The 1,921-nt window shown below is 63.8% G+C and carries 3 protein-coding genes; all 3 read left to right on the top strand.

From position 1 onward, the window contains the following. On the top strand, positions 1 to 371 hold a 371-nt coding region (locus tag NTW26_11925), incomplete at its 5' end, for an isoleucine--tRNA ligase (protein ID MCX7022955.1). After that, positions 371 to 895 carry a signal peptidase II gene (lspA, locus tag NTW26_11930; protein MCX7022956.1) on the top strand — a complete coding sequence of 175 codons (525 nt, stop codon included), beginning with the start codon at positions 371 to 373 and terminating at the stop codon, positions 893 to 895. The genes NTW26_11925 and lspA, both read left to right, overlap by 1 nt. 299 nt (positions 896 to 1,194) lie before the next feature. Further along, positions 1,195 to 1,921, top strand: a 727-nt coding sequence (locus NTW26_11935) for a peptidoglycan DD-metalloendopeptidase family protein (GenBank protein ID MCX7022957.1), incomplete at its 3' end; no start/stop codon positions are given.

Genomic DNA, 1,921 nt, shown 5'->3' on the forward strand with positions numbered 1-1,921 from the left:
ACGACGAGCTGGGTCGGCGCTGGGAGACGCTGCTCGCCGTGCGCGCCGAGGTCATCGGGGTTTTGGAGGCTTTCCGGGCCGAGGGGCACAACTCCCTGGAAGCCACCCTCGCGCTGATCCCGACCGACGACTCCTTGGACGTGCTCCTGCGCGGTTACGGCGTGGACGCCCTGAAGGACCTCTTCATCGTGTCGGGGGTGGAGCTCCGGCCCGTTTCCAAGAAAGAAACCGACTCGCCGATAGTGGTGGAAGTCGGGCTGGCGGAGGGCGACAAGTGCCCGCGCTGCTGGCACGTCGAGGAGCTCGTGCCGGGACGGCCCGGCGAGCCCGCGGTCTGTCGCCGTTGCGCCGCTGAACTGGGGGTGGCCTGATGCCCTGGCCGGGCTGGAAATCATTCGGGGAAAAATTGAAGTGGCGGAGCCTGGCGCTCTGGCTCGCCCTGGGGGCACTCATCATAGATCAGGCGTCCAAGCTCGTCATCACGCTGACCATTCCCCAGCATCACGGTGTGATCATCATTCCCGGCTTCTTTAACCTGGTGCACGGTCAGAACTCCGGCGTGGTTTGGGGGTTCATGCGGGACGTGCCGGGCATGGCCTACGTCTTCATGGTGATCCAAGCCCTGGTCTCCCTGGCTATGGTCGCCTGGCTCGGCCTGAGCCGGGATATCAGCAGGCTGCAGCTCTGGGGCTTCGGTTTCATCCTGGGCGGGGCACTCGGCAACCTCGTGGACCGCATCCGCTTGGGCGGCGTGGTGGATTTTCTGGACTTCAAAATCGGCAGCTTCACCTGGCCGACCTTCAACGCGGCCGACACCTGGGTGGTGGTGGGGGTCGGGCTCGTCATCGGGAGCCTCATCATCGCCGAGGTCCGCGCCAAGCGGAAAAAGCCGTAGCGGATCTTCGCCCACCGCGGGCGATCACAGGTTTTTTTTTGACCGGCGCCGAGGGGGGTCTTGCCAAGGTCCCCCTTTTGGTCTATATATTAGGTGGAGGTTGATCCGGTTATGAATTTCTCGCGGTTCCGTTGTCACAGCCATAGCGTATGTGTTAAACTCAATGGTAATCTTGAAAGTGGGTGCGCGGACGGGAACCGGGATAGATCCAACGTTGATGCGTGTTGAATCGCCAGCTGGAAGGGCCGAACGGGCGTTCGCCGAGATGGATACGGGATAGATACAACGGGGATGTGGCGTTGAAGCTCCGGGGATTCACGGTTCTGGTGGAGAATCACCGCGGACGGGATGTACGCCGTTCCCGGTTTTCCGCCACGCTCCTCACCGTCGTGGGGCTCCTGGTTCTGGCCGCTGTAGCCGGCGTCGTCGTCTTCGCTTTCCTCTACATCGCCCGCCTCTCCGAGCACGGGGATCTCCTCCGCCTTACCTATCAGGACATCCGCCAACGGCAGAGCCTTGACCGGGGCAAGGACCAGCTCCGGAATATGGTGGATGAGGCGACGGAAATGGAAGGGATTAACGACGCCGTGCGGCTGGTGCGCGGTTTCCCCCCCGGCCTGCCCGACGAGACCGGCATCGGCGGTCCCGAGCTCGGCCAGGCGATGGTCAACGGCAACCAGCTGAAGGTCGAGATCCTGCAGGCGCAGGCCATACTCAACCGCCAGGTGGCCCAGTTCGACCAACTGGTTCGGCTCACCCGGGGGCAGGAGGACATGTTGGTCCACTTCCCCTCGCTCGACCCCGTGCCCAACGGGCGCAACGTGTCCGGTTTCGGTTACCGGCGTGATCCGATCAACTTCGGGATCGAGTTCCACAACGGTGTGGATCTGGTCGCGTCCTACGGCTCGCCGATCGTGGCCGCCGCCGACGGCGTCGTCGTCGTGGCCAGGTTCGCCGGGGCCTACGGGTTACTGGTGCGCGTGGATCACGGGTACGGATTCCAGACCCGCTACGGCCACTGTTCCT

Source organism: bacterium (genome assembly GCA_026398675.1).
In the GTDB taxonomy this organism is placed as follows: Bacteria; RBG-13-66-14; RBG-13-66-14; order RBG-13-66-14; family RBG-13-66-14; genus RBG-13-66-14.

Bases quoted from the DNA above. Each gene is read 5' to 3' on its own strand.
- lspA (MCX7022956.1), top strand. From the start codon at position 371: ATGCCCTGGCCGGGCTGGAAATCATTCGGGGAAAAATTGAAGTGGCGG.